The following is a 24,242-nucleotide window of genomic DNA, read 5'->3' on the forward strand; positions in this document are numbered from 1 at the left end:
TGCCGAGCATCGAGCGGCGCCCTTTCGGGTGACGCTCGATGCCCCCCTCTACAAGCCCTGCAAAAATATTTTCTTGTACATGAAACTTTTTTTGTACAGGAAAAGTCGGACCGTTGATGTCATTTGAGCATCATTGAGCTATCACGCTGCCTCGTCGAGACACAGCCCTGTGAAGCATTCAGTCAACGGTTTAGGAGCGGTCCTTCCTATGTTTTCCAATCTGAGCATTTCGCAAAAGCTCTATGCCGGTTTCGGCGTCGTCCTGCTGATCCTCCTGCTGCTGGTGCTGGCGGCCCTGCGCGGCTTCGATCAGGTCAGCACGAGCGTCAAAAGCAACATCCACAGCTACGAAGTCCTGAGCCAGTCCGACGCCCTGCTGCGCAGCCTGATCAATGTCGAGACCGGCATGCGCGGCTATGCCCTGACCGGCCGCGACAGCTTCCTCGAACCCCTGGAGCAAGGCGAGAAAGCCTTTGCCGAGGACTACGCCCGGATCAAGAACAGCACCGCCGACAATCCCGAGCAACAGGCGCGCCTGGAACGACTCAAGGTCCTGCATGATCAGTGGCTGCGCGACGATGTCCAGGCCAACCTGGCCCTGCGCCGGGCAATCAATGCCGGCAGCCAGCCGGCCGCCGCCATGGCCGAACAGATCGGCGCCGGTCGCGACAAGGCCAAGATGGACGCCATGCGCCAGCTCACCGGTGAATTGCGCACAGCGGAAATAAGCCTGCAGGACGCCCGCAGCCAGGCCATGGACGACGCCAAGGCCTCGGCCCTGGCGATCCTGATCGGCGGCGGCCTGCTGGCGGCGCTGCTGGCGATGCTGGTGGCCTGGTCGCTGTCCAGCACCCTGGTCGGGCGCATACGCCAGGCCGTGGACGTGGCCAAGGCCATCGCCGCCGGCCGTCTCGACAGCAGCATCAGCACCAGCGGCCGTGATGAGGTGAGCAACCTGCTGCAGGCCTTCGCCGCCATGCAGGAGCGCCTGCGGACCATGATCAGTCAGATCAAGCAGGGAGCCGACCAACTGGTCAGTGCCTCGCAGAGCATTTCCAGTGCCTCGCTGCAGCTCTCGGCCTCGGCCCAGGAACAGTCCCACTCGGCCTCCTCCATGGCCGCCACGGTGGAAGAGCTGACCGTAAGCATCAACCACGTGGCGGACAACGCCGGGGATGCCCACGCCCTGTCCAGCGAGTCCGGGCGCCAGTCCGAGGAAGGCGGCAGCGTGATCCAGGACACCCTGGGCAGCATGCGCCTGATCGCTGAAACCGTGCAGGCCTCGGCCACCCAGATCGGTGAGCTGGGCCAGCACGCCGAGCAGATCTCCAGCATCGTCGGGGTGATCAAGGGCATTGCCGAGCAGACCAACCTGCTGGCCCTGAACGCCGCCATCGAAGCCGCCCGGGCCGGGGAACAGGGGCGCGGCTTCGCCGTGGTGGCCGACGAAGTGCGCCTGCTGGCCCAGCGCACCGCCAACTCGACCCAGGAAATCACCGAGATGGTCGGCAAGATCCAGCAAGGCACCCGGGAAGCGGTCAGCAGCATGGATGTGGGGGTCAATCAGGTGAAGAACGGCGTCGAACTGGCCCAGCAGGCCGGTGAGGCCATCGTCAGTATCCGCACTTCGTCCGGCAACGTGGTGCAAGTGGTGGATCAGATCTCCCTGGCCCTGCGCGAGCAGACCGCCGCCAGCCAGGACGTGGCGCGCAACGTCGAGCGCATCGCCCAGATGTCCCAGCAGAACAGCCAGGCCGTGGAAGAAACCACCGAGACTGCCCGCTCCCTGCAGCAACTGGCGCAGAACCTGGAGCAGCAGGTGAGCGTGTTCCGCCTGTAGCTTGGCCCGCACCGCTGCGAGCGCCCGGTGGGCGACGCAAAACCCTGGCATCCCCGGGGTTTTGCGTCTATTCCTGATAGCCGTCCCCTCTGCAGACGAGCGCCGCCCCATGATCGACCGACCCACCACCCCGCCGCTCGAACGACTGGCCGCCGCCATGCACGGCAAGCCGTTCATGGTCCTCACGGGGGCTGGCATCAGCACCCCCTCGGGCATCCCCGACTACCGCGACAGCGACGGCGTGCGCCGCGGCAAGCAGCCGATGATGTACCAGGAATTCCTCGCTCAAGCCGAAGCCCGCCGCCGCTACTGGGCCCGGGCCATGCTTGGCTGGCCGCGCATCCGCCAGGCCCGGCCCAACGCCGCGCATCAGGCCTTGGTGCAGTTGCAGGCGGCGGGAAGCATCGCCGGGGTGATCACCCAGAATGTCGACGCTCTGCACGATCAGGCCGGCAGCCTGGACGTCATCGAACTGCACGGCAGCCTGCACCGGGTGCTGTGCCTGGACTGCGGGCAACGCAGCCAGCGCGATGCCATCCAGCAGCAGTTGCAGGCGCTCAATCCGTACCTGGCCGGCGTCGAGGCGGTGCAGGCTCCGGATGGCGATACCCTGCTGGACCCGGCCTTCGAAGCACGCTTCCAGGTACCTCGCTGCCCCTACTGCAACGGCGAGCGGCTCAAGCCCGATGTGGTGTTCTTCGGCGAGAACGTGGCCCAGATCACCGCCGCCCGGGCCTTGAATGCGGTGCACGAGGCCGCCGGCCTGTTGGTGGTGGGGTCGTCGCTGATGGCGTATTCGGCCTTGCGCCTGTGTCGCGCCGTGGCCGAACAGGGCAAGCCGCTGCTGGCCATCAACTTCGGCAAGACCCGCGCCGATGATCTGTTGAGCCTCAAGCTGGGCGAGCCCTGCGACCAACTGCTGCCGCTGCTGGCCGAGCGCCTGCTGCGCTAAGCCTCAAAGCATGGCCACGCGCTGGCCGAGGTTTTCCTCGCGCAGGATGTCGAACAGCGCCTGGGCCGCGGTCGACAGCTCGTCCCCCGGCTTGGTCAAGACGCCTATGGCCCGCTCCACCACCGGCTCGTCGAGGATCAAGCAGTGCCCGCCCAGCTCACGCATATGCCGGGCACACAAAGCCGGCACCGCACTGACCCCCAGGCCGCTGGCGACCATGCGCCCCACCGTCGCCAACTGATGGCTTTCGAATTCCACCGGCAACTGCACGCCCCGGGCTCGCAAATGGTCCTCCAGCATCACCCGCACCGTGGAGGGCCGCTGCAGGGTGATGAAGGGCTCCTGCAACAGCGACTGCCAGTCGATGCGACTGCGCTGCGCCAGGGGCGAATCCTTGGCCACCACGGCCACGAAGCGGTCGATGTACAGCGGAGTAAACACCAGGGAGGTACTGTCCTGAGGCTCGAACGCCACCCCCAGTTCCACCTCGCGGTCACGGACCATTTCCAGCACCTGCTCGTTGACCACGTCGTTGACCGTGACGTTGACCTGGGGATAGCGCGCGCGAAAGTGCTTGAGAATCGGCGGCAGCAGATTGCCGGCAAAGGACGGCATGGCCGCCACCGTGACCCGCCCGCGCTGCAGGGTGAAACGCTGGCGCAGCTCATCCTCGGCGTTGTCCCAATCGGCGATCAAACGTCGCGCCAGCGGCAACAGGGCCTCGCCCTCCGGAGTCAGGGCCACATTGCGCGTATTGCGCGTGAACAGGCGCCCACCCAAGCCCTCCTCCAGAGCCTTGATGGTCAGGCTCAAGGCCGACTGCGACAGATGCAGCCGCTCGCAGGCCAGGGCAAAACTCAAACTGTGGGCCACCGCCAAAAAGGCCCGAATCTGTTTAACCGTCATCTCTCATCCTCAGAAGAGCAGCGGCAAGCTATAAGCTTCAAGCCGCAAGCTTGTAGCCTGGAGCTTGCAGCTTGCAGCTTGCAGCTTGCAGCTTGCAGCTTGCAGCTTGCAGCTTGCAGCTCATTGTGCTGCTTTTCCAATCAATCAACCTTAAAAATCAACTTAACAAATCAATCAAGCAGCGCAACACTGATCCGCAAACGGCTGGCCAGCCGCCAACGAACAAGAAAGAGGATGGTGCAAATGGCAGGTTTCGATAAGCGTGTGGCGTCCTACGAGGAAGCCCTGGAAGGTCTGCAAGACGGCATGACCGTGATCGCCGGCGGCTTCGGCCTGTGCGGTATCCCCGAGAACCTGATCGCCGAGATCAAGCGTCGCGGCACTCGCGACCTGACGGTGGTGTCGAACAACTGCGGGGTCGACGGTTTCGGCCTGGGGGTGCTGCTGGAGGACCGCCAGATCAGCAAGGTGGTCGCCTCTTACGTCGGTGAAAACGCCCTGTTCGAGAAGCAACTGCTCAGCGGCGAGATCGAAGTGGTGCTGACCCCTCAAGGCACCCTGGCGGAAAAAATGCGCGCCGGCGGCGCCGGGATCCCGGCCTTCTTCACCGCCACCGGCGTCGGCACCCCGGTGGCCGACGGCAAGGAAACCCGCGAATTCAAGGGCCGCACCTACCTGATGGAAGAGTCCATCACCGGCGACTTCGCCATCGTCAAGGGCTGGAAGGCCGACCATTTCGGCAACGTGATCTATCGCCACACCGCGCAGAACTTCAACCCCCTGGCCGCCACTGCCGGCAAGATCACTGTGGTCGAAGTGGAAGAGATCGTCGAGCCGGGCGAGCTGGACCCGACGCAGATCCACACCCCCGGCATCTACGTCGACCGGGTCATCTGCGGCACCTTCGAGAAGCGCATCGAACAGCGCACCGTGCGCAAGTGATCGCCCTTCCCCAGCCCGACTAATAAGGACAACCAACATGGCTCTTACCCGCGAACAAATGGCTCAGCGCGTCGCCCGCGAACTGCAGGACGGCTTCTACGTCAACCTCGGCATCGGCATCCCGACCCTGGTGGCCAACTACATCCCCGACGGCATGGAAGTCATGCTGCAATCGGAAAACGGCCTGCTGGGCATGGGCGCCTTCCCTACCGAAGACCAGGTCGACGCCGACATGATCAACGCCGGCAAGCAGACGGTCACCGCGCGCATCGGCGCCTCGATCTTTTCCTCCGCCGAATCCTTCGCGATGATCCGCGGCGGCCACATCGACCTCACCGTGCTTGGTGCCTTCGAGGTGGACGTGCAGGGCAACATCGCCTCGTGGATGATCCCCGGCAAGCTGGTCAAGGGCATGGGTGGCGCCATGGACCTGGTGGCCGGTGCCGAGAACATCATCGTGACCATGACCCACGCCTCGAAAGACGGCGAATCCAAACTGCTGAACCGCTGCAGCCTGCCGCTGACCGGCGCCCAGTGCATCAAGCGCGTGCTCACGGACCTCGCCTACCTGGAGATCGAGAACGGCGCCTTCATCCTCAAGGAACGCGCCCCCGGGGTCAGCGTCGAGGAAATCGTCAGCAAGACCGCCGGCAAGCTGATCGTGCCGGACCACGTGCCTGAAATGCAGTTCGCTTAAGGAGCCCCATCATGCAAGACGTCGTTATCGTTGCCGCCACCCGTACCGCCGTGGGCAGTTTCCAGGGCTCGCTGGCGGGCATTCCCGCCGTCGACCTGGGCGCCGCGGTGATCCGCCAACTGTTGGCCCAGACCGGCATCGACCCGGCCCAGGTCGACGAAGTGATCATGGGCCAGGTGCTCACCGCCGGCGCCGGGCAGAACCCCGCCCGCCAAGCGGCAATCAAGGCCGGCCTGCCCCACGCGGTGCCGGCCATGACCCTGAACAAGGTCTGCGGCTCGGGCCTCAAGGCCTTGCACCTGGGCGCCCAGGCCATCCGCTGCGGCGATGCCGAGGTGATCATCGCCGGCGGCCAGGAAAACATGAGCCTGTCCAACTACGTGCTGCCCGGGGCCCGCACCGGCCTGCGCATGGGCCACAGCCAGATGATCGACACCATGATCAGCGACGGCCTGTGGGACGCCTTCAACGACTACCACATGGGCATCACCGCCGAGAACCTGGTGGACAAGTACGGCATCAGCCGTGAAGCCCAGGACGCCTTCGCCGCCGCCTCCCAGCAGAAGGCCGTGGCGGCGATCGAGGCCGGGCGTTTTGTCGACGAGATCACCCCGATCCAGATTCCCCAGCGCAAGGGCGAGCCACTGAGCTTTGCCACCGACGAGCAACCGCGCCACGGCACCACTGCCGAAGCCCTGGCCAAGCTCAAGCCGGCGTTCAAGAAAGACGGCAGCGTGACCGCCGGCAACGCCTCGTCGCTGAACGATGGCGCCGCCGCAGTGATACTGATGAGCGCCAGCAAGGCCCGGGCCCTGGGCCTGCCAGTGCTGGCCAGGATCGCCGCCTCCGCCAACGCCGGGGCCGCCCCGGCGATCATGGGCATCGGCCCGGTGTCGGCCCCCCGCCGCTGCCTGGACAAGGCCGGCTGGACCCTGGACCAACTGGACCTGATCGAAGCCAACGAGGCCTTCGCCGCGCAATCGCTGTCGGTGGGCAAGGAGCTTGGCTGGGATGCGAGCAAGGTCAACGTCAACGGCGGCGCGATTGCCATCGGCCACCCGATCGGCGCTTCGGGCTGCCGGGTGCTGGTGACCCTGCTGCATGAAATGCTCAAGCGCGATGCCAAGAAAGGCCTGGCGACCCTGTGCATCGGCGGCGGCCAGGGCGTGGCACTGGCCATCGAACGCTAAGGTTGCGGCCCGTGACCTGCACGGGCCCTCCCACCAACATCCCTCCTACAACCCCAAGGCGTTCGCCAGAACGCTTTAGCAGGCAAGCTGGCGCCCGGGGTGAAGGGAGCGGCGTGTCGCCCAGCGCCGGATCAAGGTTCTGCGCCGTCCAGCAAGTTGCAGAAGCAACTCGCCAGCTGCGGGTCGAAAGCAATGCCCATCTGCTCGCGGATATAGCCCAGGACATGCTGCCGACTCCGGGCTGCTCGACCAGGGCCCGGGGTGGTCAAGGTGTGATAGGCATCGCAAATGGCCACGATTCGGGCACTGAGGGCAATCTCCTCGCGCTTCAAGCCCGCCGGATAACCACTGCCATCCCAGCATTCGTGATGGGCCAGGGCTATCTCCGCGGCCATGTCGGTCAGTGGCGAGCCGTTGTGATCAAGCAGAATCTCGTACCCCCGCCTGGTGTGCGCCTGCACCTGTCGATGCTCCTCGGGCGTCAAGGGACGAGTCGCATGCAGCAAGGCATCGTCAATGCCAATCTTGCCGAGATCGCGCAAGGGCGCCGCCAGGCGTATCCGCTCACACCATCCTCCCGGCATACCGATCGCCTCGGCCAGCCTGGCCGACGACTCACCAATACGCTCGACCAGCTCCCGGGAATGCCATTCCCGATACCCGGCCACCCGGCTCAGGCAGTTGACCAGCGACTTGCGGCTGGCCTCCAGTTGCACGGTGCGCAGTTCAACCTTGTGCTCCAAGTCGGCATTGGCCTGGCGCAACAGGCGGGCCGCTTGCGACGACTCCAGGCAGTTGCGCACCCGAAGCAGGACCTCGGGCAAGTCGATGGGTTTGGAAATAAAATCATTGGCGCCTTTTTCTAGGCATTTTCGCCGATTTTGCGCGTCTTTCGACCCCGTCACCATGACCACCTGGGACTCGCTGCGGTTGCGCGACTGCAAGCTGTCGAGAATCTCGAAGCCATCGGGAGGCGGCATCTGCAAGTCCAGTAGCAGCAATTCCCAGGGATGTTCCAACAACCACTCCAGCCCCTGGGCCGAATCGATAAAGGTGTGAATGTTGCTTAAACCGAGCGCGCGTAGACAGGAGTCCAGCAAATACAGGTTGGCGGGAACATCGTCGATGATGACGATCGCGCTTTCGGCCCTGAGTTTGGAGAACATCGGCCAACACTCCCTATGCAACGGCTTCGTCCACTCGCCTTTGCGCCCTGCGGAAACCGGGCACTTGCGCAAGCGCAAGGTTCAGGCTGCCGCGACGTAACAGAAGGCCCTGAAACTATAGTCAGGAACGCCCGGCAGTCGATAACTCTTGCGCTATGCTGCTGCCATGGAGCCAGGAGCGGACCGGAATGGACCCAGCCTTAGCCAATGTCACGCCACAGCCCGCCGCCAATCCCGCGACGGGCATCGTGGTACTGGACCCCAGCGGCCTTGTTCTGACCCTGGACGCTGCAGCCTGCGCACTGCTCGACTCCGATAGCCCCAGAAACAGCTCGGACCTGGCGGCCTGCCTGCAGATGCCCCTGCAGATTCTGGACGACCACCTGCTCCAGGCCCGCCAGACGGGACAGTGCAGCTGGCGCTGCCAGGGTCGGATTGGCGGCCCATTGCACGTCGAACTGGAGAGTTCGGCCAGGCACCCGGTGGTGCTGCTCAAGCTGCGCGCTCTCGCCAGTGGCGCCCCCCTGCCCCTGGAGGAAGACTTTCGCCTGGCCTTCCACTGCGCCGGGACCGGCCTGGCGCTGTTGCGCATCAGCGGCGAGTGGATCGCGGCCAACCCGATGATCTGCCAGATGCTTGGCTATTCGGAAGCAGAATTGTGCCAGACCTCTTTCCAGTCCCTGACCCACCCCGATGACGTCCTGGCCGGTCGAGAGGGACTGCCGGAACTGCTGCACGGCCAAACCTCCAGGCTAACCCTGGAAAAGCGCTACATCCGCAAGAACGGCAGCGTGCTCTGGGCCCGGTTGACGCTTGGTGTAGTCCGCCGCGATGACGGCCGGCCGCTCTATTACGTCTCCCAGCTGGAAGACATCAGCGAGAACCACTCCCTGCGCCAGGCGCTGCTGAACACCGAACAGAAGTACCGGACCCTGGCGCAGAGCACGCAGAACATCATCGTGCGCTACAACCGGGACGGTCAGCAGATCTACGCCAACCACGAGTTCGAACAGACCCGAGGGTTTCCCGCCCCGGACAGCAAGCACCACCCGGACTACGTCGCCCAACTGCAACAGGTCATGGCCAGCGGCCAGGCCACGACGCTGCTGCAGACCTGCCGAGATCCGCTCTCCGGGCGCAGCATCGACTTCATGTGCAATCTGGTTCCCGAATACGACCAGGCCGCAAACGTCTGCGGGATCCTGGTCAGCGCGCAGGACATCAGCCAGCGCAAGCGCCTCGAGCAGGCGGAGCAGGCCCGCTCGGTGGTGTTCCAGAACATGGCGACCGGCGGCTCCCTCGCCGACATCGTGCCCCCTCTGGGCGCCTACCTGGACGCCCTGGTGCCCGAGCACCGCAATGTGATATCGCTCACCCCCGGCACCGGCGCCGAAGAGCACGAAATACCGCCCCCGGACCTGACATCGCTGCAGGACTGCCTGGCTCTGGATGTCCACCAATACCCCGAGTATTTCAACCAGCGCCGAATGCTCAACGACCTGCGCAGCGACGCTAGCATGCTACACATCCAGCCACCCGCCCTGCTCTGCGGTTACCACAGTTGTTGGCTGGAACCGGTGGTCAACAGCGCCGGTGCCGTGGTGGGCGCGATTGCCCTGTTCAGCAACGTCGCGTCTAGCATGAGCGAGCAGGACATCCAGCAGGCGCAGGTCGTCAGCCATATCGCGGCGGTAGCCTGGCAACGCAACTCGGCCCTGGAGAGCCTGGCCCAGAGCGAGCGTCGCTATCGCGAAGTGTTCGACTACTCCCAGGACATGATGTGCCTGCTGTCCATCGGTGCGAGCTCGCAGCTGCATTGCCTGGAAGCCAACCCGATGCTCTGCAAGCGGCTCGGCAAGCCCCATATGGAACTGATCGGCCAGCCTCTGGAACAGATGATCGCAACCCCGGCTGCACAGGTGGTCGAGGCTATCTGCCAACACTGCATCGCCGTGGCCGCGCCCATCGAACTGGACGCACACCTGCCCTGTGACGATCGTTCGCTGTTCATCCACCTCAACCTGATCCCGATCGGCAATGCCAGTGGTCAGATGCATCGCCTGGTGTGCATTGCCAGGGACATCACCGACCTGCGAGAGGTGCAACGCAAGGAGCGCGAACGCCAGCATGAGATTGGCGCCCTGGTGGAGAACTCCCCCGACGGTATCGCCCGCCTCAGTCCCAAGGCCGAACTGCTGTTCATCAACCCGGCCCTGGAGAAATGGCTGAACCAGTCCAAGGCCGATGTCCTGCACAAGGAACTCAAGCAGGTACTGCCCGCAGGCCTGCAATCGGAGCTGTTTCAGGCCGCCGTCATCCTGGCCGCGGAAACCGGCCAGCCACAAGAACACGAATACCTGTTCAGCGACACGCAGCGCCTGCCTCGGGCCTACCACATCAGCCTGGTCCCGGAGACCGACGCGCAGAAGCGGATCGTCACCGTGCTGGCCATGGTCCGCGACATCTCCCAGTTGCGGGTGGCGCAGCAGCGCCTGGCATCGCTGAACAACCAGTTGCGCAACCTGATGTCCAGCCGTGAAAGCGCTCGTGAAGAAGAACGCAAACTGATTGCCCAGGAAATCCATGACGAACTGGGCCAGCACCTGTCGGCCATTCGCATGGGCACGTCACTGCTGCGGTTCAAGTATGGGGAACAACTGCCAGAGCTTGCGCAACAGATCGGGCCGCTGCTGCAACTGATCGACCAGACCGTTCAGGTGGTACGCAACGTCGCCACCAGCCTGCGCCCGTCGATCCTCAACATGGGGCTGGCGGCGGCCCTGGAATGGCTTGCCGATGAGTTCCGCCGGCAATGGTCGATCGCCTGCGAACTGCAGATCCCCAGCCACCCCCTCAGACTCGATGACGCCAGCGCCACAGCGGCGTTTCGCATCGCCCAGGAATCGCTGACCAATATCGCCCGGCATGCTCAGGCCAGCCGGGTGAAAATCCGCTTCGAGCAGACTCAGGAGCATTGGACTTTGGAAATTACCGACAACGGCAAGGGCTTCGATCAACGTCAGCAATCCGGCAAGACCCTGGGCCTGCTGGGCATGCGCGAACGCGGCCTGACGCTGGGCGGCGTCACCACCATAACCAGCCTGGCCGGGAACGGCACCCAGGTACATCTGCGGGTTCCCACCCCGAACAAGGAGGCACCATGATTCGACTGCTGGTGGCGGACGACCACAGGATCATGCGCGAAGGGCTCAAGCAGCTGTTCGCACTGGTCAAGGATTTCGAAGTCGTGGCCGAGGCGGAAAACGGCGCCCAGGTACTGGAGCTGTTGCGTCAGACCACCGTGGACCTGCTGTTGCTGGACATGACCATGCCAGGCAGCAGCGGCGAAGACCTGATCGGCCGGGTTCACGCCCATTACCCCAAGCTGCCGATGCTGATCCTGAGCATGCACAACGAAGCGCACATCGCCCAGCGGGCGCTACGCGCCGGCGCCTCAGGCTACATGACCAAGGACCGCGACCCGGAAACCCTGCTGGCGGCGATTCGCAAGGTCAGCGCCGGTGGCCGCTATCTGGACCCGGTCCTGGCCGAGCAGATTGCCCTGCAGAACAGTGGGCTGGCCCCCGACAGCCCGTCGCAGACCCTGTCTGCCCGGGAGTTCCAGATCCTGCGGATGCTCGCCCAGGGGCTGAGCGTCAATCAGATCGCCGAACAATTGGTGATCAGCAACAAGACCGTGAGTACCCACAAGACCCACCTGATGGAAAAGATGAGCTTCAGCAGCAGCACCGACCTGGTGCGCTACGCCCTCAGCCAGGGGCTGGTCTGACGCCCTGGCTCCGCGCGACCCGGGCCTTCAGCGGTGCAGGCCCGGCGTGCCGAGGATCGCCGCCGCAAGCTGTTCCAGCGGCAGCTCACGCTCCACCGCCCCGAGTTTGACGGCTTCCCGGGGCATGCCATAGACCACGCAGGAAAACTCGTCCTGACCCAGCGTCCGGGCCCCGGCATCGCGCATCTCCTTCAAGCCGCGGGCGCCGTCGTCGCCCATACCGGTCATGATGATGCCCAGGGCGTTAGCGCCGGCGACCCGGGCCACCGAGCGCAACAGCACGTCCACCGAGGGCCGGTGCCGGTTGACCGGAGGGCCCTCGACGATGTCCACCTGATACTGCGCGCCATTGCGCTTGAGCAGCATATGCCGTCCCCCCGGGGCAATCAGCGCCCGCCCGGGCATGACCCGGTCGCCGTGCCGGGCCTCGCGCACCTCGATCGCACAGATCTGGTTGAGGCGCTCGGCAAAGGCCGCGGTGAACTTCTCCGGCATGTGCTGGACGATGACGATTCCCGGACACACCCGCGGCAGGTCCCTGAGCACCAGTTCCAGGGCCTGGGTGCCGCCGGTGGAAGTGCCGATGGCGACGATGCTCTCGGTGGTCCGGGCCATGGCGCTGCCGCCGGGCAGCACCTGGACCTCAACCCGCGGCGCCGGGGCCTCGCGGGACGCCGACAGGTTCATCACACGCTTCAGGTTGGCGCGGGCCGCGGCCCGCACGGCCTGGATCAACTCATCGGCGCTGTCGCAGAGAAACTGCCGCAGATTGGACTGGGGCTTGGTCACGATGCTCACAGCCCCGGCCGTCAGGGCCTGCAGGGTGGTCTTGGCGCCCTTTTCGGTGAGGGTCGAGCAGATCACCACCGGCGTTGGCCGCTCGGCCATGAGTTTCTTCAGAAAGGTGATGCCATCCATGCGTGGCATTTCCACGTCCAGCACGATCACATCCGGCCACTGCTTGTTCATTTTCTCCATGGCAAACACCGGATCGGCCGCCGCCCCCATGACCTGGATGTCACTGGCCTGGCCCAGGGTCGCCGACAGCACCTGACGCACGACAGCCGAGTCGTCGACGATCAGTACATTGATAGTGGTCATAGTCCGTTACTCTCGGGAAGCTGGCCTGGACTCTGCAGCGAGTCCATGTGGTTGAGTTGCAAACGCCCGTTGCCGACCTCGAACACCAGGTTGCGATAGCCCCAGCCGCCCACATGGCGGACATCGCAACGCAGGCCGTTGAGCTGAATCAGCCGCTGCGCCGCGCTGAGATTCTGCAAGCCGACATGGGCCTGGTGACCGCTCTGCGCCTCGGGAAACATGTTGCCACCGCCGAACATGCCCACCCTGAACTGTTGCGGCGACACCCCGGCCCGGTACATGGCGGCAAACATCAACTCCAACGCCTCGACCGCGTAGCGGCCATCCAGAACAGCCGCCGGCCGCCGTCGGCGCTGCGGCAACATGAAATGGCACATCCCACCCAGCAGCCGCTTCGGGTCCCAGAACACCAGCGCCACGCAGGACCCCAGCAGGGTGTGCAAGCGCAACTTGCGCCCGCCGAAGACCACCTCACCCGGGAGCAGGAACTGTGGGAGCGGCTCCTCAGGCAGCGGGCTTGCGGTAGATGGAGGGGCGGACCAACTGAAGCTCGTCGGTGATTCCATTGAGGCTCTCCGAATGGCTGATGACAAAGTACCCTCCCGGCCTGAGGTGGCCGAGGAGCCGCTGCACCACTTGAGTCTTGGTCTGGTTGTCGAAATAGATCATCACATTGCGCAGGAAGATCACGTCGAACAGCCCCACCGCCGGCAATGGATTGTTGAGGTTGATCGGCATGAAACTGATCCGCGAGGCCAGACTCGGCTCGATGATGAAGATTCCGTGATTGCTGCCCACCCCCTTGAGACAGAAGCGATTGAGCAGCGCCTGCGGAATACCCTTGATCGCGTCCAGCGGGTAGCGCCCGCTGCGCGCTTTGTCGAGTACCCGGCTGCTGATGTCCGACGCCAGGATCTCCCAGGGACGCGCGCCCAGACTGCTGCCCAGGATCATCGCCAGGGTGTAGGGCTCCTCTCCGGTCGAACAGGCGCCGCTCCAGATCCGCACCGGGCCGTTGCCCCGCAGTTCAGGCAGCACTTCCTGCTGCAGGAAGTCGAAATGCTTGGGTTCACGGAAAAAGTAGGTCTCGTTGGTGGTGAGCAGATCCACCGCCACCTGCAGCTCCGTCTTGTCCTTCATCAGCAGCCGGTAATAACCGCCATAGCTGCTCAGCTTGAAGAACTGCAGGCGCTTGGCCAGGCGACCGCTGACCAGCTGCTTCTTGGCGTCGGACATGCTGATGCCGGCCACGTCGCGGATCATGGCGCGAAACTGCTGGAACTCGCCGTCGGAAAGAATGACGTTCATGACGCCACCCCCGCCAGCGGCTCGGTCAAGGTCGACAGATCGTCGGCGGTGAGTACCTGCGCGATGTCCAGCAACATCACGAAGCCACCATTGACCTTGCCGATCCCCAGCATGAACGCCGGGCTCAGCCGGCCATGGAGGGTCGGGGCCGGCTCGATCTGCTGCGCCGAGATCTCCAGCACCTCACTGACCGCATCGACGATGATGCCCACCAGCCCGGTCTCGGTGGCCCCCGCCACCTCCAGCATGATGATGCAGGTGCGCGGCGTCTCCAGCGTCGCGCTGCCACCGAAGCGCAAGCCCAGGTCCAGCACCGGGATGGCCGCCCCGCGCAGGTTGGTCACCCCGCGAATGCACCGTGGCGCCAGCGGCAGCGCGGTGATCGCGCCGTATTCGATGATCTCGCGCACGCACAGCGTGCCGACGGCGAACATTTCCTGGCCCAGGCTGAACGTCAGGTACTGACTGGGCAAAGAACCGCTGGACGCTCGCAATAGCGCAGTTGACTCGGACATGTCTGACACCTCGAGAAGATCGGTGAAACGGGTGGCACGGCGCGCCACCCTCCTCAATACCCCATGTTCCAGGCCCCTGGCCGGCCGCCTCAGTGGACCAGCGCGACTATCTCGCTGACGCACAGGACCCGGTCCATTTGCAGCAGTGTCAGGAACTGACCGCGAACCTTGACCATGCCGCGAATGAAGTCCGCGCGAATCCGATTGCCGATCACCGGAGCCGGCTTGATGTCCGCCGACTCGATCTCGATCACCTCATTGACCGAGTCCACAACAAGGCCCAGCACCTGGGACTCCTGCTCGCCGGCCACCTCCAGAATCACGATGCAGGTTCGCTGGCCCAGGCTGGCCCGGCCCTTGCCGAAACGCGCCTGCAGGTCGATCACCGGCACCACGGCGCCACGCAGGTTGATCACCCCACAGATAAAGTCCGGCATCATCGGCACCCGGGTCACCTGGCTGTACTCGATGATCTCCCGGACACACTGGGTGTCGATGGCGAAGATCTCCGCAGCTGCGGCCAGGGTCAGGCACTGCGCCGGCTCCAGTTCCAGGGCGGCTTGTGCCGGCCCTCGCAGGAGGTCGTCGATGGCGGCGTCCATGGCTCAACTCCCGAAACGGACAAAGCCGCCGTGGACCAGGTCATTGTCTTGCGCCGCCTGGCTGGCCGAACTGCGCGGCACCAGGGCCATCGCTGCACCACCTTGCAGAGTGAAGAAGCCCATGAGTTCCTGCAGTTGCTCGGCCTGGCTGCTCATCTCCTCGGCGGTGGCCGCCAGTTCCTCGGAGGCCGAGGCGTTCTGCTGGGTGATCTGGCTCATCTGCGACATGGCGCTGTTGATCTGCTCGGAGCCGATGGACTGTTCCTCGGAAGCCGCGGCGATTTCCTGGACCAGGTCCGAGGTTTTGGTGATCGACGGCACGATTTCATCCAGCAGGCTGCCGGCCCGTTCGGCCAGGGCCACGCTGCTCTTGGCCACTTGGCCGATCTCCTGCGCCGCTATCTGGCTGCGCTCGGCCAGCTTGCGCACTTCCGCCGCCACCACGGCGAAGCCCTTGCCGTGCTCGCCGGCGCGGGCCGCCTCGATCGCTGCGTTGAGCGCCAGCAGGTTGGTCTGGTAAGCGATCGAATCGACGATGCCAATCTTCTCGGCGATGGTCTTCATTGCCGCCACGGTGTCCTTCACCGCCTGCCCACCCTCGCTGGCTTCCTGAGTGGCCTTGCCGGCCATGCCGTCGGTGACTTTGGCGTTTTCCGTGTTCTGCGCGATCGAAGCCGACATCTGTTCCATGGACGCCGAGGTTTCCTCCACCGACGCCGCCTGAACCGAAGCCGACTGGCTAATGCTCTGGGCCGTGGCGGAAATCTCTTCCGAGGCACTGGACAGCGAATCGGCGGAGCTGCGGACCTCGCCGATAATCCGCGAGAGCTTGTCCACCGTGTCGTTGACCGCGTTTTTCAGGGCCAGCAGGCTGCCCTGGTAGTCGCCCTTGACGCTGCGGGTCAGGTCACCGTTGGACAGCGCCACCATCACCTCCATCGCCTCGGTAAGAGGGGCGACGATCAGGTCCAGGGTGTTGTTGATCCCGGCCACGATGCTGCGGAAATCCCCCTGATGGCGAGTGCTGTCGGCCCGAGCCTCAAGCTGGCCGATCAGCGCGTTGTCACTGAGCATCCGGGTGTCTTGCACCAGGGCCTGGATGTTGCTGCGCAGTTGCTCGATGTGCTCGTTGATGAAGGCTTTCTTGCCCGGAAAGCGCGCCAGCGGCGCCGAAAGATCACCTTCACCGAACGCCCGGATGCACGCCATGGCCTGTTTTTTCACGCTGATGTGGCCGTTGACCATGTCGTTGATGCCCTGGGCGATCTGGCGGTAGGCGCCCTGGAATCGCGGGGCATCGATCTGCACATCGATGTCGCCTTTTTCATGCTCGCTGGCCATCCGGCCCATTTCATCGATCAGCGCCAGGAGGGTGCTGCGCAGTTGCTCCACGGTCTGGTTGATAAAGGCTTTCTTGCCGGGGAAGGCTTGCAGCGGCGCGCTCAGGTCGCCCTCGCTGATCGACTTGATGCAGGCCATGGCCTGTTTCTTCACGCTGATGTGACCGTTGACCATGCCGTTGATGCCTTGCGCCATCACCCCGTACTGCCCGGCAAACTGGCTAGTGTCGATCTGCACATCGATATCCCCCTTGTCGTGTTCGGCGGACATGTGGTTCATGGCGCCGAGCAACTGCTGCAGGGTGGCGTTCAATTGCTGCATTTTCCCCAGCACGCCTTCCTGCGACGGGCTGCCCTCGGCGACCTCCAACTGGCCGGCGAGCATGCGCTCCACCAGCACCCGCACCGCATCCGGTTCCCCGCCCAGGGTCCGCAGCAGGCCACGCGCCAGCAGTCCGCCAAGGACCACCGTCAGCAGCAGGGTCACGCACGCCACCAGCACAATGGTGTACAGCGCGGATTGCTCGGTACTGGCGGCAACCAGCGCCCCCTTGCTGCCCAGTTCGAGGTTGTACTGGCGCATCTCGTCCAGGATCGCGACCACCTTGGCCCGCAAGGCTTCACTGTCGAGCAGCAGGGTACGCGCCGCCGTCTGGTCGCCAGCCTGGAGCAGGCCATCGATGCGTTCCTGGCTGCGGCTGTAGTCGTCGATACGGCTGCGCAGGCTGTTGAGCAAGCCAGCGTCGTGATCATCGGACAGCAGCTCTTTCTGATAGCGGTCCAGGGCCTGGACCACCGTGGCCTGGGCCCGTCCCACTTCCAGCGAGGCGCCACCGCTGGCCCCGGCCAGCCGCTGCCATTGCTGAGCGCGAAGATTGCTAAGGGAATCGGCCACCTGGTCCAGCACAACGATGCTGGGCAAGGTGTTGACCTGGGCATAGCTGGCGGTGGTCCGCACATGCCCGATCAGATTGAGACTGACCACCGCCAGGATCAGGATGCCTGCCAGAGCGGAAGCGACCAACAACGAGATGTTCTTTTTGACGGTCATGACACAGTACTCCAGGGAGTTAACTTATTGAGTCAGTTCAAGGCCAGCTCGGCGCCCAGCTTCTGCTGGCCAGCCACCTGCCCGAGTAGTTTGGGAATGTCCAGGATCAGCGCGACGGCGCCGCTTCCCAGAATGGTGAAGCCACCCAATCCATGGGCCGTACCGAACAACTTGTTCAAGGGTTTGATCACGGTCTGGAATTCGCCCAGCAACTGGTCGACCACCAACCCAACGCGAACCCCGGCGTAATGCACCACGACAATGTTTTCACGGCCGCTGGGCGGTTCATCGACATCAAACACCTGCCGCAGGCGCAGCAACGGCAGCACCGTTCCGCGCATGTCCAGATGGCCCTGGCTGACGCATTCGGCCGACGGCAGCTCGATGCACTCCTCGACCATGTCCAGCGGCACGACATACGACGCCTTGCCCACGCCGATCAGGAAGCCATCGATGATCGCCAGGGTCAGCGGCAGGCGGATACGCACCGTGGTACCCATCGTCTCGACGCTCTCCAGGCTGACGCTGCCGCGCAGGGCGACGATATTTCTCTTCACCACGTCCATGCCCACGCCACGCCCGGACAGGTTGCTGACCTGCTCGGCGGTGGAGAAGCCGGGCTCGAAGATCAGGTTCAGCACTTCCTGCTCCGAGAGTTCCTGCCCTGGCGCCACCAGGCCACGCTCGCGGGCCTTGGCCAGGATGCGTTGTGGATTCAGGCCACCGCCGTCATCACACACTTCGATAACGATGCTGCTGGCTTCGTGGTAGGCGTTGAGCCTGACCGTGCCCTGCACCGGCTTGCCTCGCTCGCGGCGCAGTTTGGCGTTCTCGATGCCATGGTCCATGGCATTGCGCACCAGGTGCGTGAGGGGGTCGCCAATGCGTTCGACCACCGTCTTGTCCAGCTCGGTTTCACCACCGTTGACCTGCAGCACGATGTCCTTGTCCAGCTCCTTGGACACATCGCGCACCACCCGCTGGAAACGATTGAAGGTGCCACCGATCTGCACCATGCGCAGGGTCAGCGCCGAATCGCGAACCTCCTCCACCAGGCGTCCAAGTGAACTGGTGGCCTCGATCATCTCGCCAATGCCGCTGCGCACGGCCACCAGGCTGGCCCCGGCCCCGGCGATGATCAGTTCGCCCACCAGGTTGATCAGCTGGTCGAGCTTGCCGGCATCGACCCGGATCAGGTTGGCCTCGGCGGCCCGCGACTCCTTGGCGGGCTTGGCGCCGTGGCGCGGCGCCTCGACGGCAGCAGGCAGGTCGTCATCGGCGAGCGCCGGGTGTTGTGCTGGCGCCGGGGCCTGCTCCTGGCAGGCCTTGGCCGCCAGCAGCGCGGCCCAGGCTTCGCAGGTCAGCGAGCCACAGTCGATGAACCGCTGCGCCAGGCCCGCAGGATCCTCGCCCAGGCGCTCGCTGAGCGCGAGCAACGCCTGCGGCACGGATTCCACGGCCAATACGTTGATCTGACTGTCTTCACGGACAAAATCGAATGCCTCCTCAATGGTCGAGCGTTCCACGTCGCTAAGGAATGCCAGCTCGAACCCCAGGTAACAGGTTTCAGGGTCCATCTCCGCCACCTCCGGCAGCCGCTCGCAGACGCAAGAGACTCCGGTGATCTGTCCAAAACTGTTGAGGTAGCGCAGGACGGATAGCGGATCCATGCCATTGCGCAGCACATCGGCAGCAAAGCGCAGAGACAGGTGCCAGCGCCGCTGGCCGGTCGCTTGCAGCACGCCAGGCACGGCACCGTGCAGGTCAGCCACGGCGCCATCGTCGGCGCCCGAAGCACCCGACAGGTAAGCATTGAGCCGGGCCACCAGCTCGCCGCCACGGTGTTCCTGGTCGGCCGTCAGGGCCTGCAGGTTGCCTTGGCCAGCGAGCATCTCGATCAACTCATTGAGGTGATCACGCACGTCGAGAAACAGCGCGCTCATGCCGGCGTCCATCCGCAGTTCCAGGCTGCGCACCCGGTCCAGCACGCTCTCGGCGACATGGGTAAAGGCTACGATCGGGGTCAGCCCAAACAGGCCGGCGGAACCCTTGATGGTGTGTGCGACACGAAACAGCGCGTTGATCGTATCGATGTCATCGGGGGCCTGTTCGATCTGCAGCAGCGCGTCTTCCATCAGCAGCAACAGCTCCTGGCTTTCCGCGACAAAGGTCTGCAGCACTTCATCCAGATTGATCTGCGGAGTCATGGCTCATGCCCTCTCTGCCGGGGTGCCCTGGGGCGCCTCGAAGTAAGCGTGCAAGCCGCTCAGGTCCAGGGCCTGGATCACCGCGCTGCTGGGGTTGCGCAGGATCAGGCTGCAGCCCTGGCGCAGCGACTCTTGCTTGGCCAGTACCAGCAGCTGCAGGCCGGCGGTGTCCAGCTCATCGACGCTCGCCAGGTCCATCTCCACTTCCCGGGCCAATGGAAAAAGCTCCAGGAGCAGGTCCTTGCGTTCGGCTGCGGTGTAGATGGTCAAGGGGCCTTCGAGGACCAGGATCCGCCGCAGACTGGGTGTTGTGTGATGCATGGCAACCTCCGTGGCCAAAGGCCAGGTTGGACTCAAGGCATGATTAACTTGGCAACCGCGCTGAGCATCTGTGCCGGCTGGAAGGGCTTGACCATCCAGGCCTTGGCGCCGACCGCCTGGCCCTGCTGTTTCATTGCATCACCGGCTTCGGTGGTGAGCATGATCACCGGGGTGAACTTGTAGGCTGGCAGCGCCTTGGCCGCCTTGACGAAGCTCAGGCCGTCCATGTTGGGCATGTTCACATCGCTGACGATGAGGTGGATCTTGCGGCCGTCGAGCTTGCTCAGGCCGTCCTTGCCGTCGCAGCCTTCGATCACTTCGTAGCCCGCGCCTTTCAAGGTAATGCTCACGACCTGGCGGATCGAAGCGGAGTCATCGACGATCAGAATGATTTTGCTCATGGCGGCTTCTCCCTAGAAGAAAGTGATCTCGGATGCATCGGACCGGGCCACCGACCTGCCCTGATGGATCGCGTGCTGTTCAGGCGTGGTGTAGGTCCTGGCCAACTGGTCCAGCCACGCCTGGGCATCGACCGGTTGCACCGGCTGCCCGGCGGCAGACTGTTGCCGCTGGTGCTCCATGTGCTCGTGCAACTTGTCCAGGTCGCGATTGACCAGACTCAGGATCTGGCTGACGCGGTCCTGAAACTGCAGGGCCACCAGCACATCGGCGATTTCCCTGGCGACCTTTTCGTTCTGTTGCTGCAGCCCGTTGCTGGCATCGACTATGGCCTGCGCGCTGCTCTGAAAGTGCTTGATGACCTGGGCCACGACCCGCTCGGACTGTTCCAGGGTCTGGGAGTCCTGCTGGGCCTGATAGCGCGACAGATCCACCGTCCGCGAGATCGCCGCATTCACCGTATTCACGGTTTCACTGATCTTCATGCCGGTCTCGCCCGACAGGCTGGAGAGCTTGCGCACCTCGTCGGCCACCACCGCGAACCCTCGTCCGGCGTCCCCGGCACGCGCCGCCTCGATGGCCGCGTTGAGAGCCAGCAGATTGGTCTGACGGGCGATGTCGCCGACGAACTTGGCCATTTCCTGCAACTGCGAGGTGAACTCGGCCAGCAACAGGACCTCCTTGAGTTCCGACTCCTTGCGTGACAAGGCACCACGCAGGGCAATCATGATCGAGTCGAGGTCGTGCTGGCCGACTTCAAGGATCTCCAGCAAGCGGGTGCCGGACTGCTGCCCGGCACTGTTGCAAGCGGACATCGAGATATCGCCGGAAAGGCTGGCGAAGCGCTGGCTAAGCTGGCAGATCGAGGTTTCGCTGAGGCTGCGGGCGGTTTCGATCTGGTTGCCCCAGATCGGCAGCACCTTGTCGCAGACCTCACCCAGGCCCGCTTCGGCGCTGACCACCACGGGTGCCTGCCACTGCTCAAGCGCCAGGCCATGAGCTGCGCGCTCGGCCTGCAGGGTACGCCAGGCCTGGGCCCCCATCAGCAGCGCCAGCAGCAACACGGCGCCGGCGACCAGCCACCAGGACAGGCTGTCGAACCGATCACCGGCGACAATCGCCATGGCGCCGAAGAGGCCGCTCACGCCAGCGGGGGCCAGGGTCAAGCACACGGCGCAGGAAGTTTGTTGTCCTTTCACCTTGTCTCTCCAAGTCAGCTCTGTTTCCCCTTCGGTCGGGCATGACCGAAAGACCGGTGTTGCAGGGCAGAACCGCCGGAAACGGATCTTTCCGACGCCTTGGAACAGATAATGGCTTAATGATGTCAACCGCCCCATCGGAGCATCCCTATTTGCAACTAGGGATTTGCGAACCGGGGTAGGAAAAATCTGATGCAGTGCCCGGAGGCACCCGAGAATCGGCCCCGGCGGCGGCAGCCGGGGCCCGGCTCGCCGGCAAGGCTGCCGGCGAGCCGCGTGTCAATGCGCCTGCCCGCCCTCGCCTACGGCCCCGGCGGTCCAGAATTGTTCAAGGTTCTTGAAACCCCAGGTCTTCTCCGACTCAGGCCCCAGAATCGATTCCTCCTGCGCCATCAGTGCCAGATCGACGACCTGCTGATCGATCGGCATCCGCCGGGCAATCGAGTAGAACACCTTGACCTTGGGCATCAGCAACGTCTCGGGATGCTGCTCCAGTACCACCGCCAGACGTCCGCTGCGCAAACGCACCAAGGTGCCGACCGGGTAGATGCCGACGCACCGGATAAAGGCATGCAACACCTTCTGGTCGAACTTGGCGGACGCCAAGACCATCTGGCGAATCGCCTCGGCCGGGTCCCAGAGCGGTTTGCCGGAGCACCTGGACGTCTTCGAATCGTAGACATCGCAGACCGCCGCCATTCGCGCGAACAGGCTGATCTGGCTACCACACAACTTGTGGGGATAACCGCTGCCGTCGGCGCGTTCATGGTGATGCAGGCAGACATCCAGCACCCGCAGGCTGATGTGCCGGGATTCGAGGAGCATTTTGCCGCCAGCCTCGGGGTGCCCGCACCAGATCCGCCTCTCCTGCTCATCGAGGGCAGAGGTCTTGCCCAGGATCTGCGCGGGCAGCCCCATCTTGCCGACGTCATGCAACAACCCGGCAATACCGGCTTCCTGCACCAGATGCGGCGGCAGCTCGAGGCGCCGCGCCAGGCCGATCATCAACGCACACACCGCCACCGAATGCAGGTAGCAGTATTCGTCGGCCGTCTTCAGCCGGGCCAGGCTGATCAGCGCGTCGGGATGGCGCATCAGCGAATCGGAGATCTCCAGCACCATTTCGCCGACCCGTTCCAGGCCGAGCACCTGGCCCATGCGCAACTCGCTGAACATCTGCGCCACCGCCGCCTTGGAGCGTGAGCAGATATCGGCGGCGCGCAGCAATTCATCGTTCATCGCCAGCCTGGGTGGCACGAGCGGACGGCGCAGCGGCTTGCGAGGGGGCTCGGCCGGCTCGACGATGCGCAAGGCCGGCACCGGCTCGCCGGCAACGTTCAGCCCTTTGTCGAGGTCGATCCACAGGCTGTGGATCGGCGAGACGCGGATCGCCTCCAGGTCTTCGGGACGCTCCAGCAGAAAACTACGCTTCCAGAACGGATGATCGACCCAGGAACCGCAGAGTTCATGGATAAACATGCCAACGCACAGTTGGCTGACTTCGATATGTCTGAGCACGATAGATGGCCTTTCCAGGTGGCTGTCGCCCTTCGCTGAAGCATTCCCTGAACCCCACCGGACACGCAGTGATTGTGGTCCTGATGCAAGATCGACAATGGCAATACGACACTACGCCAGCCATCGGAACATCCCGATTTTTCCCTAGGGATACTCGCCATCGGCCTAGGGAAATTCCTAGGTGACGGCTTGCAGCCTTTGTTGCAAGGCCATGGCCAGTTGCCCGGCCTCTTCACGCAACGACTCGCAGAAGCCCTCGACAAAACTCGATGACGGCCGGTAGTCCGGGCGGATCAGCATCACCCGGTACGGCACCGAAAACGCCAGCGACCGGATCGCCAGGCCGCGTCCGACTTCCTCCATGGCGCTCAAGGGATTGATGATCGCCACGCCCAATTGCTGGCGCACCATGGCGCACACCGAGGCGGCGCTGGTGGTTTCCACCACCACCCGGCGATCGACCCCGGCCTGGCGAAAATGCTCGTCCAGGGTCTGCCGGTAGATATCCAGGCCCGAGAGGTTGATGAAGTCCTGGCCGCGAAAATCCTCCAGCCCCAACCGTGGCTTGGCCAGCAACGGATGCTGGTCCGCGAGGATGCAGACCATGTCGGCGCAGAACAGCAACTCGCCCTGGGTGCCCCGGGGCAGGTGCTCGCTTTCGGTCAGGCCCAGGTCATGGCGCTGGGCGCTGAGGGACTCTTCCAGCAGCGGCGACTCCTGAGCGGTGATGCTCAGGCCGATCCCCGGATGCTGCTGCAAGAAGCGCTTGCACACTCGGGGCAGCAGGGTCTGGGAAAACAACGGCAGGCAACTGAGGCTCAACTGGCCGTGTTCGAAACGGCGGATCGACTGGGCCACGCTGTTGATCCGTTCCAGCCCCACATAGGCCCGCTCCACTTCCTCCAGCAACAGCAGGGCCTGGGCGGTGGGCAGCAGGCGCCCGCCTTCGCGGTCGAACAGACGCAGCCCGGAAAGGCTTTCCAACCGCGCCAGTTCGCGGCTGACCGTGGGTTGCGAGGTAAACAGCAGGCGCGCGGCGCCGGTAACGCTGCCGGCCTGCATGATGGCGCGGAAGACTTCGATATGGCGCAGGGAGATGTCCATCAACAGAGGCTCCTTCGATCAATCAATCCATATCAAATCTGAATTGACCAACAAAGAATAGATATTTTATTGAATAGCCAATCCTCGGCATGCT

General features: G+C 64.1%; 19 protein-coding genes and 3 pseudogenes. 8 read left to right on the forward strand and 14 right to left on the reverse strand.

The window, feature by feature from the left end:
* Nucleotides 1-208 precede the first annotated feature (208 nt).
* The 3 genes and pseudogenes from DNK59_RS32515 to DNK59_RS16520 form a co-directional block, all read left to right on the forward strand.
* A pseudogene (locus DNK59_RS32515) lies at nt 209-985 on the forward strand (CHASE3 domain-containing protein); the annotation flags it as partial.
* Nucleotides 986-1,249: 264 nt separating this feature from the next.
* A pseudogene (locus DNK59_RS32520) lies at nt 1,250-1,840 on the forward strand (methyl-accepting chemotaxis protein); the annotation flags it as partial.
* 109 nt (nt 1,841-1,949) lie between these two features.
* Nucleotides 1,950-2,792, forward strand: coding sequence for an NAD-dependent protein deacetylase (locus DNK59_RS16520; protein WP_110723897.1), 843 nt, complete (start codon nt 1,950-1,952; stop codon nt 2,790-2,792).
* A gap of 3 nt (nt 2,793-2,795) precedes the next feature.
* Here DNK59_RS16520 and DNK59_RS16525 read toward each other — a convergent pair whose 3' ends face one another.
* A complete protein-coding gene (locus tag DNK59_RS16525; RefSeq protein ID WP_092315832.1) occupies nt 2,796-3,698 on the reverse strand; it encodes a LysR family transcriptional regulator in 903 nt (300 codons plus the stop codon).
* A 243-nt stretch (nt 3,699-3,941) separates the two neighbouring features.
* On the opposite strand from DNK59_RS16525, the gene DNK59_RS16530 reads away from it, so the two are divergent.
* Genes DNK59_RS16530 through DNK59_RS16540 form a run of 3 tightly spaced genes read left to right on the forward strand, consistent with a single transcriptional unit; the run spans nt 3,942 to nt 6,527 of the window.
* Nucleotides 3,942-4,640: a CoA transferase subunit A gene (locus tag DNK59_RS16530; RefSeq protein WP_092317299.1), complete on the forward strand. Its 699-nt coding sequence runs from the start codon at nt 3,942-3,944 to the stop codon at nt 4,638-4,640.
* A 37-nt stretch (nt 4,641-4,677) separates the two neighbouring features.
* On the forward strand, nt 4,678-5,337 hold the full coding sequence (locus DNK59_RS16535; RefSeq protein WP_092315834.1) for a CoA transferase subunit B: 660 nt from the start codon (nt 4,678-4,680) through the stop codon (nt 5,335-5,337).
* An 11-nt stretch (nt 5,338-5,348) separates the two neighbouring features.
* On the forward strand, nt 5,349-6,527 hold the full coding sequence (locus DNK59_RS16540; protein WP_110723898.1) for an acetyl-CoA C-acetyltransferase: 1,179 nt from the start codon (nt 5,349-5,351) through the stop codon (nt 6,525-6,527).
* A 131-nt stretch (nt 6,528-6,658) separates the two neighbouring features.
* On the opposite strand, the gene DNK59_RS16545 is transcribed toward DNK59_RS16540, so the two are convergent.
* Complete coding sequence (locus DNK59_RS16545; protein ID WP_256596419.1) at nt 6,659-7,771, reverse strand: HD domain-containing phosphohydrolase; 1,113 nt, start codon at nt 7,769-7,771, stop codon at nt 6,659-6,661.
* A gap of 110 nt (nt 7,772-7,881) precedes the next feature.
* On the opposite strand from DNK59_RS16545, the gene DNK59_RS16550 reads away from it, so the two are divergent.
* The gene (locus tag DNK59_RS16550) at nt 7,882-10,857 is read left to right on the forward strand and encodes a PAS domain S-box protein (protein ID WP_110723900.1); all 2,976 of its coding nucleotides are present in this window, start codon (nt 7,882-7,884) and stop codon (nt 10,855-10,857) included.
* Complete coding sequence (locus DNK59_RS16555) at nt 10,854-11,483, forward strand: response regulator transcription factor (RefSeq protein ID WP_110723901.1); 630 nt, start codon at nt 10,854-10,856, stop codon at nt 11,481-11,483. Before DNK59_RS16550 ends, DNK59_RS16555 begins: the two co-directional genes overlap by 4 nt.
* A 27-nt stretch (nt 11,484-11,510) precedes the next feature.
* Here DNK59_RS16555 and DNK59_RS16560 read toward each other — a convergent pair whose 3' ends face one another.
* The 12 genes and pseudogenes from DNK59_RS16560 to DNK59_RS16615 form a co-directional block, all read right to left on the reverse strand.
* The gene (locus tag DNK59_RS16560) at nt 11,511-12,584 is read right to left on the reverse strand and encodes a chemotaxis response regulator protein-glutamate methylesterase (protein WP_110723902.1); all 1,074 of its coding nucleotides are present in this window, start codon (nt 12,582-12,584) and stop codon (nt 11,511-11,513) included.
* Complete coding sequence (locus tag DNK59_RS16565; protein ID WP_256596420.1) at nt 12,581-13,027, reverse strand: chemotaxis protein CheD; 447 nt, start codon at nt 13,025-13,027, stop codon at nt 12,581-12,583. Before DNK59_RS16565 ends, DNK59_RS16560 begins: the two co-directional genes overlap by 4 nt.
* A gap of 61 nt (nt 13,028-13,088) precedes the next feature.
* Complete coding sequence (locus DNK59_RS16570; protein ID WP_110723904.1) at nt 13,089-13,892, reverse strand: protein-glutamate O-methyltransferase CheR; 804 nt, start codon at nt 13,890-13,892, stop codon at nt 13,089-13,091.
* Nucleotides 13,889-14,407, reverse strand: a complete 519-nt coding sequence (locus tag DNK59_RS16575; protein WP_110723988.1) for a chemotaxis protein CheW — start codon at nt 14,405-14,407, stop codon at nt 13,889-13,891. Before DNK59_RS16575 ends, DNK59_RS16570 begins: the two co-directional genes overlap by 4 nt.
* 89 nt (nt 14,408-14,496) lie before the next feature.
* Nucleotides 14,497-15,009: a chemotaxis protein CheW gene (locus DNK59_RS16580; protein WP_110723905.1), complete on the reverse strand. Its 513-nt coding sequence runs from the start codon at nt 15,007-15,009 to the stop codon at nt 14,497-14,499.
* Between the two features lie 3 nt (nt 15,010-15,012).
* Entirely contained in the window at nt 15,013-17,400 is a 2,388-nt protein-coding gene (locus DNK59_RS16585; RefSeq protein ID WP_110723906.1) for a methyl-accepting chemotaxis protein, read from the reverse strand.
* Between the two features lie 32 nt (nt 17,401-17,432).
* Entirely contained in the window at nt 17,433-19,607 is a 2,175-nt protein-coding gene (locus DNK59_RS16590; RefSeq protein ID WP_256596421.1) for a chemotaxis protein CheA, read from the reverse strand.
* Between the two features lie 3 nt (nt 19,608-19,610).
* Nucleotides 19,611-19,928, reverse strand: a complete 318-nt coding sequence (locus DNK59_RS16595) for a lipid asymmetry maintenance protein MlaB (protein WP_110723907.1) — start codon at nt 19,926-19,928, stop codon at nt 19,611-19,613.
* Nucleotides 19,929-19,960: 32 nt separating this feature from the next.
* Nucleotides 19,961-20,329, reverse strand: a complete 369-nt coding sequence (locus DNK59_RS16600) for a response regulator (protein ID WP_110723908.1) — start codon at nt 20,327-20,329, stop codon at nt 19,961-19,963.
* Nucleotides 20,330-20,341: 12 nt separating this feature from the next.
* Nucleotides 20,342-20,944: pseudogene (locus tag DNK59_RS32525) on the reverse strand (methyl-accepting chemotaxis protein); the annotation flags it as partial.
* Nucleotides 20,945-21,805: 861 nt separating this feature from the next.
* Complete coding sequence (locus tag DNK59_RS16610; protein WP_110723909.1) at nt 21,806-23,044, reverse strand: HD-GYP domain-containing protein; 1,239 nt, start codon at nt 23,042-23,044, stop codon at nt 21,806-21,808.
* A 177-nt stretch (nt 23,045-23,221) separates the two neighbouring features.
* Complete coding sequence (locus tag DNK59_RS16615) at nt 23,222-24,148, reverse strand: LysR family transcriptional regulator (protein WP_110723910.1); 927 nt, start codon at nt 24,146-24,148, stop codon at nt 23,222-23,224.
* Nucleotides 24,149-24,242: the final 94 nt, after the last annotated feature.

Origin of the sequence: Pseudomonas sp. TKO26, from assembly GCF_003225665.1 — a bacterium.
In the GTDB taxonomy this organism is placed as follows: domain Bacteria; phylum Pseudomonadota; class Gammaproteobacteria; order Pseudomonadales; family Pseudomonadaceae; genus Aquipseudomonas; species Aquipseudomonas saponiphila.